Origin of the sequence: Herbaspirillum sp. UBA812 (genome assembly GCF_002296545.1) — a bacterium.
Lineage (GTDB): Bacteria > Pseudomonadota > Gammaproteobacteria > Burkholderiales > Burkholderiaceae_D > Herbaspirillum > Herbaspirillum huttiense.
This window is the reverse complement of the sequence record NZ_DBIC01000145.1, coordinates 1-8,530: the sequence shown is the minus strand read 5'-3', so window position 1 is coordinate 8,530 and position 8,530 is coordinate 1. Positions and strand designations below refer to the sequence as shown.

9 protein-coding genes are annotated in these 8,530 nt (G+C 62.3%); 5 read left to right on the top strand and 4 right to left on the bottom strand.

Translation table 11 applies throughout. From position 1 onward, the window contains the following. From B3873_RS09190 to B3873_RS09180, 3 genes are all read left to right on the top strand, one after another. On the top strand, positions 1–1,211 hold a 1,211-nt coding region (locus tag B3873_RS09190; protein WP_286865450.1), incomplete at its 5' end, for an aromatic ring-hydroxylating oxygenase subunit alpha. A gap of 5 nt (positions 1,212–1,216) precedes the next feature. Continuing rightward, positions 1,217–1,717, top strand: coding sequence for an aromatic-ring-hydroxylating dioxygenase subunit beta (locus B3873_RS09185; RefSeq protein ID WP_286865449.1), 501 nt, complete (start codon positions 1,217–1,219; stop codon positions 1,715–1,717). A gap of 46 nt (positions 1,718–1,763) precedes the next feature. Next, positions 1,764–2,732 carry a PDR/VanB family oxidoreductase gene (locus B3873_RS09180; protein ID WP_286865448.1) on the top strand — a complete coding sequence of 323 codons (969 nt, stop codon included), beginning with the start codon at positions 1,764–1,766 and terminating at the stop codon, positions 2,730–2,732. A 226-nt stretch (positions 2,733–2,958) separates the two neighbouring features. Here the strand turns inward: B3873_RS09180 and hpaC are convergent, their stop codons facing one another. After that, the gene (gene hpaC, locus B3873_RS09175) at positions 2,959–3,516 is read right to left on the bottom strand and encodes a 4-hydroxyphenylacetate 3-monooxygenase, reductase component (RefSeq protein WP_039788798.1); all 558 of its coding nucleotides are present in this window, start codon (positions 3,514–3,516) and stop codon (positions 2,959–2,961) included. Positions 3,517–3,832: 316 nt separating this feature from the next. Between hpaC and B3873_RS09170 the strand changes: the two genes are divergently transcribed. Continuing rightward, positions 3,833–4,465 carry a response regulator transcription factor gene (locus B3873_RS09170; RefSeq protein ID WP_286865447.1) on the top strand — a complete coding sequence of 211 codons (633 nt, stop codon included), beginning with the start codon at positions 3,833–3,835 and terminating at the stop codon, positions 4,463–4,465. A 115-nt stretch (positions 4,466–4,580) separates the two neighbouring features. Here B3873_RS09170 and B3873_RS09165 read toward each other — a convergent pair whose 3' ends face one another. Beyond that, on the bottom strand, positions 4,581–6,128 hold the full coding sequence (locus tag B3873_RS09165; RefSeq protein ID WP_286865445.1) for a methyl-accepting chemotaxis protein: 1,548 nt from the start codon (positions 6,126–6,128) through the stop codon (positions 4,581–4,583). A 439-nt stretch (positions 6,129–6,567) separates the two neighbouring features. On the opposite strand from B3873_RS09165, the gene B3873_RS09160 reads away from it, so the two are divergent. Next, positions 6,568–7,173 carry a nucleotidyltransferase family protein gene (locus B3873_RS09160; protein WP_286865444.1) on the top strand — a complete coding sequence of 202 codons (606 nt, stop codon included), beginning with the start codon at positions 6,568–6,570 and terminating at the stop codon, positions 7,171–7,173. 50 nt (positions 7,174–7,223) lie between these two features. Here B3873_RS09160 and B3873_RS09155 read toward each other — a convergent pair whose 3' ends face one another. Both B3873_RS09155 and B3873_RS09150 read right to left on the bottom strand, forming a co-directional pair. Next, entirely contained in the window at positions 7,224–8,009 is a 786-nt protein-coding gene (locus tag B3873_RS09155; RefSeq protein WP_286865443.1) for a molybdopterin-dependent oxidoreductase, read from the bottom strand. Further along, positions 8,006–8,530 (bottom strand): cytochrome b/b6 domain-containing protein (locus B3873_RS09150; protein ID WP_286865442.1); only part of this gene is annotated, 525 nt, incomplete at its 5' end. The genes B3873_RS09150 and B3873_RS09155, both read right to left, overlap by 4 nt.

The following is an 8,530-nucleotide window of genomic DNA, read 5'->3' as shown; positions in this document are numbered from 1 at the left end:
ATCCTTCGCTCTACACCGATCCGGCCATCTTCGAAGCGGAGATGGACAAGATCTTCTACAAGACCTGGATCTGGGTCGCGCATGAAAGCGAGATCAAGAATCCCGGTGATTTCAAGACCGCCCAGATCGGCCGCCAGCCGGTGATCGTGGTGCGCGACAAGACCGGCAAGATCAACGTGCTGGAAAACCGCTGCCGCCATCGTGGCGCCACCGTGTGCGAAAAGCACAAGGGCAATGCCACCGGTTTCACCTGTCCCTACCACAGCTGGTCCTATGGCCTGGACGGCAAGCTGCGCGGCCTGCCCTATCCGGAAGGCTATGAAGACGTCATCGAGAAGGCCGACCTGCCGCTGCAGAGCCTGCGTGCGGAGAGCTACAACGGCATGATCTTCGCCTCCTTCAACCAGGAGATCGAACCGCTGTCGGACTTCCTCGGCCATGCCAAGAAGTGGATCGACCTGTTCATGAAGCAAGGCGCAGGCTTCCCCGTGAAGGTACAGGGCGAGCACAAGTTCAGCTTCAAGGGCAACTGGAAGATCCAGCTGGAAAACACCACGGACGGCTATCACTTCCCGGTGGTGCACAAGACCTTCCTGTCGTCGGTCGATGAAGAGACTTCCGAGATGCTGTCCTTCATGACCGATGACCAGTCCATCACCCGTTCGCTGGGCAATGGCCACAGCGTCATGATCATGGTGCCGGAACACGTGGACCTGGATGTGGACGATGGCAGCGAACAACTGCAGGAGCGCTTCGCCCACGTCACCGAAGAACTCTCCAAGACGATGCCGCCGGAACAGGTGCGCCGCATCGTGCGCTCGCTGCACGGGGCCGGCTTCAACCTGAACCTGTTCCCCAACGTGGCGATGTCGATGTCCTTCTTCCGGGTGCTGCATCCGGTGTCGGTGGGCGAGACCCAGATCCGCCACGTGGCCCTGGGCATGGACGGCGGACCGGAGATCGCCAACCGCGAACGCCTGCGCATCCACGAACACTTCCAGGGCCCGTTCGGTTTCGGCAGCCCCGATGACGCCGAGGCGTGGGAACGCGTGCAGGCCGGTTCGCACGCCGGCCGCAATGCGCCGATCCTGGTCAATCGCGGCCTGAACCGTGAGTGGGTGGACGACAACGGCGACAAGGTGTCGCACTCGACCGATGAAACCGGCATGCGCGAAGCCTATGCCATGTGGAAAAAGATGATGGAGAAATGATCGATATGAACCAACACGACACCCTGCAAGGCATCTCCGCGCCCATGGCGCGTGCCATCGCCTTCATCTGGAAAGAAGCTGAACTTCTGGACAAAAAGGACTATGCCGCCTGGCAAGCCCTGTGGACCGAGGATGGTTACTACGTGGTGCCCATCGATCCCGACACCACCGACTACGCGGCCTCGCTGAACTACGCCTACGACAATGCCCACATGCGCAAGATCCGCATCGAGCGCCTGACCTCGGGCCACGCGATGTCGGCCGTGGATGCGGCAGCGACCGTGCGCACCGTGTCGCGCTTCGTGCCGGTGCACCTGTCGGAGGAGCTGGTGGAGATCACCTCGGCCCAGGTCCTGGTGGGCTACAAGCGCCAGCAGCACACGATGTTCGTGGCCAACGTCACGCATCGCCTGCGCTTCACGCCCCAGGGTCCGAAGATCGAGCAAAAAGTAATCCGCCTGATCAACTCCATGGACAGCCTCAACGCGCTGGGCTTCCTGCTCTGAGCTGGCGTACCGCACTTTCGACATTGAACCGACGAGTATTGGCCTCATGAAACTGATCGTAGACACCCTCACCGATGAAACCGGCGACATCCGTTCCTTCCGCCTGGTGCGCGCCGATGGCGCCCCGCTGCCGGCTTACGAGCCGGGGGCCCACATCGACGTCACCGGGCCGACCGGGATCATGCGCCAATACTCGCTGTGCGGTCCGCTGGAAGACCGTTGCGGCTACACCATCGCGGTCAAGCGCGAACCGGCGTCGCGTGGCGGCTCGGCGGCCTTGCATGATGCGGTCAAGCCGGGCATGGAACTGGAAGTGGGCACGCCGCGCAATCTCTTCGCGCTCGACGCCGGCGCGCAGGAGCACTTGCTCTTTGGCGCGGGCATCGGTGTGACGCCGCTGTTGGCGATGGCCTATCGCCTGTGGGCCGAACAGAAGCCCTTTACGCTGCATTACTTCGTGCGCGCGCGCGAGCATGCGGCCTTTGCCGATCTGCTGGAGAACGCACCCTTCGCCGCGCAGGTGCGTTTCCACTATGCAGTCATGCCGGCGCAGATGGACCATTACCTGACGGCCTGTCTGGCAGCCGGCAGCAAGGAAGCCCACGTCTATACTTGCGGCCCCGCTCCCTTCATGGATGCGGTGGTCAAGTGTGCAGCAGCCAGCCGCAGCGAGGAGGCGATTCATCTGGAACACTTTGCTGCACCGGTGGCCCCTGCTGCTTCTGCGCAGGGTGCTGACGGCGGCGATGCTGCCTTCGAAGTGAAGCTGGCCAGCTCGGGCAAGGTGGTGCAGATCCCGGTGGGCATTCCCATCGTCGACATCCTGGCGCGCGAGGGCATCGTCATCGATACCTCCTGCCGCGAAGGCATCTGCGGGACCTGCGTGGTGCCGCTGCTGGAGGGCGAGCCGGATCATCGCGACAATTGCCTCTCCAAGAAGGAGAAGGCGGCCAATGACCAGATTTGTACCTGTGTATCAAGGGCGAGGTCGGGGATGCTGGTGCTGGATCTCTGAGCACTGCTTTACCTTCTCTCCATTTTCTTTTTTTCAGACAACCGTTCGGACTGAGTAGCGGCTGGGCCGCGTATCGAAGGCGCACAGAGGGGAGCGCCTTCGATACGCCGCTACGCGGCTACTCAGTCCGAACGGTTTTTTAAAACGAAAAAACACCCCCGGAAAGCATGAATGCCGTTCAGCATTGCGCTGAACGGCATTCATCTTTAACCCTAAGGAAAGAATCTCAGAGCGCCGTGCGCTTGACCTTGTGAAACAGCCGATTGAAATAAATGAGGCTGTCCTTCTTCTCATTGACCTCGACCTCGGCCAGCTCCACGAACATCACCGAGTGCGTGCCCACTTCCTTGAATTCGCGGATGCGCCCCTGCAGCTTGACCAGCGCATCGGCCAGTACCGGCTGCCCCAGTTCGCCCGGTGCTTCCCAGATATCCCAGCCGAAACGCTCTTCCATCGGGACCTTGGTGGCACCGGAGAAGTGCATGGCCAGCTGTTCCAGCTCATCCGAGAGCACGTTCACGCACAACCGCCCATTCTTCTTGAACACGTCATGCATGGCGCTGCCGCGATTGATGCACACCAGGATCGTGGGCGGCGTATCGGTCACCGAGCAGACGGCCGAGGCGGTGATGCCGCAGCGGCCGCCTTCACCATCGGTGGTGATGATGGATACCGCCGCCGGCAGGTGCGCCATGGCATTGCGGAATTCCAGTTGCTCGGGAGCAAGGGGGGCGCGCACCACGGGTGCGGATGGCGTTTCTTTTTGAATGGCGGTGGTGCTCATGGGATCTCCCTGTTATGCACGCCGATGAAGCACGGCGTTCGATGAGAGCAGGTTAAGGCATGCCCATGGTGCAGGCAATCCGTGCCACATGCCCGCCCCACAGGGGATTGCGGCAGACGATCTAGGTAAAAATACCTAGACCATCGTCAGGACGGGGGTGTTACAGTGTCGCTGATCCCAAGAATTTCAGGCCTGTTTTTTGCATAAGTCAAAGCATGACGTTTTGATTTGTGCCGACCAGTCCATCAAGAAATCGAGAGGGTCGGAAATAGCGCCGGTGCAAGCCGGCTCCATTTTGACGAGACGAGGAGTGCAGATGGAAACCAACCCGCCGGTGGTCTACATCGTCGATGATGACGAAGCCGTTCGGACTTCGCTGGCCTGGCTGCTGAGCTCGGTCAATATCCGGACCGAATGCTTCGATGGACCCGAGGCCTTCTTGAAGGCCTATGACGCCAACAGCCTGTCCTGCCTGATCCTGGACGTGCGCATGCCTGAAATCAGCGGCTTCCAGCTGCAGGACCGCCTGAAGGAAATCGGGGCCGACATCCCCGTGATCTTCGTCTCGGGCCATGGCGACATCCCCATGTCGGTGCGCGCCCTGCACAATGGCGCGGTCGACTTCCTGGAAAAAACCTACAACTCGCAGCAGATGCTGGAACGCATCCAGATGACGCTCAAGAACGTGGCCGGCAACATGCAGGCCCGCGAGCGCCGCCAGCAGCTCAAGGCGCGCCTGAAGACCCTTACCGCACGTGAACGCGAGATCCTGGAGAAGGTCATCATGGGCCAGTCCAGCAAGCTCATCGCACGCGACCTCAACATCAGCGTCAAGACGGTGGACGTGCATCGCGCCAGCGTCAAGGACAAGCTGGGCTGCCAGAGCACGGCTACGCTGGTGCGCGACGTGCTGATGGATTTCGGGCCGGAATTTCTCAAGGCGGCCTGATTCTTTCTGATCATCCTGATCTGTTCTGATCTGTTCTGATCTTTCCTGAGCCTGCATGAAAAGGGCCGCAGCACGCTGCGGCCCTATTCTCTATTTTCCGCTGCGCCTGATTGGCCTACGCCGCCTGCAAGGCGAAGAAAGCCACTGCCCGCTTCAATTGCGCCGCCTGGTCTTCCAGCGATTTCGCCGCTGCGGCCGCCTGTTCCACCAGCGCCGCATTCTGCTGGGTCACGCCATCCATCTGGCTCACCGCCTGATTCACCTGATGAATGCCTTCGGCCTGCTCGCGGCTGGCGGTGCTGATATCGCCCACCAGCGCATGCGTGCCCTGCACGCTGCCGACCACTTCCTGCATGGTCTTGCCGGCGCGCTCCACCAGTTCGCTGCCGGCATCGACCTTGGAGACCGAATCATCGATGAGCTGCTTGATCTCCTTGGCGGCCGAGGCCGAGCGCTGCGCCAGTGCGCGCACTTCGGAAGCCACCACCGCAAAGCCACGGCCCTGCTCGCCCGCACGCGCCGCTTCCACGGCCGCATTGAGCGCGAGGATGTTGGTCTGGAACGCGATGCCATCGATCACGCCGATGATGTCGACGATCTTGCGCGAGGAGCTGTTGATGTTGCCCATGGTGTCGATGAGCTCCTGCATCACCTGCCCGCCCTGCCCCGCAATGGAAGCCGCCGACTTGACCAGGTCATTGGCCTGATGCGCGTTCTCGGAATTGGTGCGCACGCTGGACGTGAGCTGCTCGATGGAGGCAGCCGTCTCTTCCAGCGCACCGGCCTGCTCTTCGGTACGGGCCGAGAGATCGAGGTTGCCGTTGGCGATTTCACCCGAGGCCACGGCAATGCTGTCGGCCCCCAGGCGCACGGTGGAGACCACGCCATGCAGGCGCTCGCTCATGCCTTGCAGCGAGGCCACCAGCTGGCCCAGTTCATCCTGGCCCATGGGCTGGGCGCGCGAGGTCAGGTCACCGGCGGCCACCCGTTGCGAGATGGCCAGCGCCGCGTGTACCGGCCGCGTGATGCTGCGCGTGAGCAGCAGCGCAAAGGCGATGCCGCAGGCCAGAATCACGGCTTCCAGTGCAAAGATCTGCCACTGGCTGCTGGCCGCATCCTTCTGGATGTCGGCAGAGATTTCATCGATGCGGGCGCGTTCGAAATCCAGCAGGGACCGCATCGCGCCCTGGGTGTTGTTGGCGATGCCAACGTATTGCTGCTGGTAGAGCTGGTCCACCTTGGCCGCATCGCCCTCCTTCTTGGCCGCGTAGATCTGGTCGCGGATGGCGAGGAACTGCTTGCGCGCAGCGTTGATGGCCGCGAACAGCTTCTTCTCTTCTTCACTGGTGAGCAGCTGCTCCACGTCCTTCAGGGTCTGTGCGGATTCCTTGCTGGAAGCGGCGGCTTCCTTGGCGAGGAAGGCTTCCAGTTCGGGATCGCGGCTCTTGACCACGGTGGTGGTGCGCTGGATCGCGATGAGCAGCAGCGTGTTCCATTGCGACACCAGCCGTTCGGTCTTCAGCGGCACGTCCATCATCTGCTGGGTCTGCTGCGCGACCGTCTTGAGGCGCCAGATGCCGACGGCGGCGACCACCATGGAAAACACCAGCACCACGGCAAAACCCGCCCCCAGGCGCGAGCCGATACGTATGTTCTTGATCATTGCTTCTTTCCATCCCAACCATGTTGTGTATGGCGCCCCGTAGACGGACTTTCCCCGACCGTCCGGCTTGCCCCCTGATGCCCCTGCTACCCCAGCAAGACCGATGCCAGCAATTACCAAATGGCAAGGCCGCCTTGCATGCGCTCGATTCTAGGAGCCCGCTGCCATCGCGACCATATCAAAATGCAGAAACGTGGTATGCCAATTCGGCAACGCAGGCCCGCAAACCCTTGCCGGACAAGGATAGCCTCAAACTGGCCGGGTGGAAACATTATGCAATTTAAAACATTAGGATCTGTGGTCCTCATGCGATGGCGCGCGGCGTGGTCCGGACGTTGTTGGTACGTCAACCATAGTCCGGCTCATCCTTGGCCACGCAGCGGACCAAACTTGGGCACAATGGCCGCTTGCCTTTGCGTTTCGGGATACCTGCTGCACCATGTCCACACTCTCCCCACCCATCGCCCTGCTGCTGGCCGCCGGCCGGGGTAGCCGCTTCGGCGCGCACGAAGAAAAACTCTTGCAGCCCTTCGTCCATCACGATGGCCGTCCCGGCATCGTGGCCACCGCTACGGCTGCAGCCTTGCTGGAAGTGATGCCGGTGCTGGCCGTGGTGCATGGAGAAGGACCGCTGGCCGATGCGCTGCGTGCGCTGGGCTGCACGGTCTGCATGACTGGCAAGGATGGGCCGCGTGAGATGAGCGCCTCCTTGCGCTGCGGTCTGCAGCAGAGCGCTGATGCGTCGGCATGGCTGGTGGCGCTGGCCGACATGCCGCGCGTGCAGCCGGACACCGTGCGGCGCTTGCGCGATGCGCTGGCGGCGGGGGCGTCGATGGTGGTGCCGGTGATGCAGGGACGGCGCGGCAATCCGGCCGGCTTTGCGCAGTCGCACCTGCCGGCCTTGCTGTCACTGCAGGGAGATCGCGGTGCGCGGGCTTTGCTGGAGAGCCCGGCACTGGTAGAGATTGCGGTGGAGGATGCAGGGATTTTTTCGGATGTCGATACGCCGGAAGATCTGCAACGACTCCGGCAGAACCGGGGCTGAGCTGCCGCCCGGTTTCCGCCGTCCGGATTCCGTCTTGTGGAATCCGCGCTTCAGATCCCGCTGAACCAGTTGTAGCCCTGGTCTTCCCAATAGCCGCCCGGGTTCTGGTTGCTCACGAAGATGGCCACCACATGCTTGGGATTCTTGAAGCCCAGCTTGGTCGGCACACGTACCTTCAGGGGATAGCCGTATTGCGTGGGCAGCGCCTCCTTGCCGAAGTCCAGCGCCAGGATGGTCTGCGGATGCAGCGCCGTGGGCATGTCCAGGCTGGAGTAATAGCGGTCCGCACATTTGAAGCCCACGTATTTCGCCGTGAGATCCGCGCCGACCGCCTGCAGGAACAAGCTCAGCGGCACGCCCGACCATTGGCCGATGGCGCTCCATCCTTCGATGCAGATGTGACGCGTGATCTGCGCCGCCTGCGGCAGTGCGCGCAGGCGCTCCAGATTCCAGCTGCGCTTGTCGCTGACCAGGCCGGAGACTTCCAGCTGCCAGTCGCTGCCATCGATGTCGGGCGCGTTGAACTCGTCATAGAAAGCGTTGAAGGGAAACGGATTGGTGATCTGGCTGGCCGCATAGGTCGGTGCCAGTTTCTGGCTGCGGAACAGCAATGCCTGCACCCGGTCATTCCAGCGCGACATGGCCCACAGGACCTTGTCCACGCTGTCGTTGTCCTGCAGGTCGCAGCCCGACAGCATGGACAGCGCCCCCACCGAGAGCGCCGAGCGCAGCATGAGGCGGCGCTGCACGTTCAGCAGGGCCGGGCGATGGTCGGCCAGCAGGATCTTGCCGGCCTTCTCCGGGCGTGGCGGTTTGATGTCTTCCTTGTCTTTCATGATGCATTGGCCTCGTGATCACGGCCTCCGGTGAACATCGGGATGAGGGTCTTGGGAACGATGGCCACCAGGGCCAGGTGTACCACCACGAAGCCAGCAATACCGGCCATCGCGGCGAAATGCACCTTGCGCGCAAAGTCGAAGCCGCCGAAGAGATCGGCCAGCCAGTCCAGCTGCACCGGCTTCCACAGCGCCAGACCCGACAGCACTACCAGGATGCCCAGCAGAATCACCGCCCAGTACAGCAGCTTCTGCACCGCGTTGTAGACGCCGGGCTGATGCGGCAGGCGAAAGCGCATGGCCTGCACCGCGTCGCTGACCACATCGGCTGCGCGTAGCGGCAGCAGGTGGCGGCGGAAATGGCCGCTGAAGCTGCCATACAGCAGGTAGAACAGGCCATTGGCCACCAGCAGCCACATCGCCGCGAAGTGCCAGGCGATGGCGCCGCCCAGCCAGCCGCCCAGTGTCATCCAGGGAGCGAACTTGAAGCCGAAGATGGGCGAGGCGTTGTAGATGCCCCA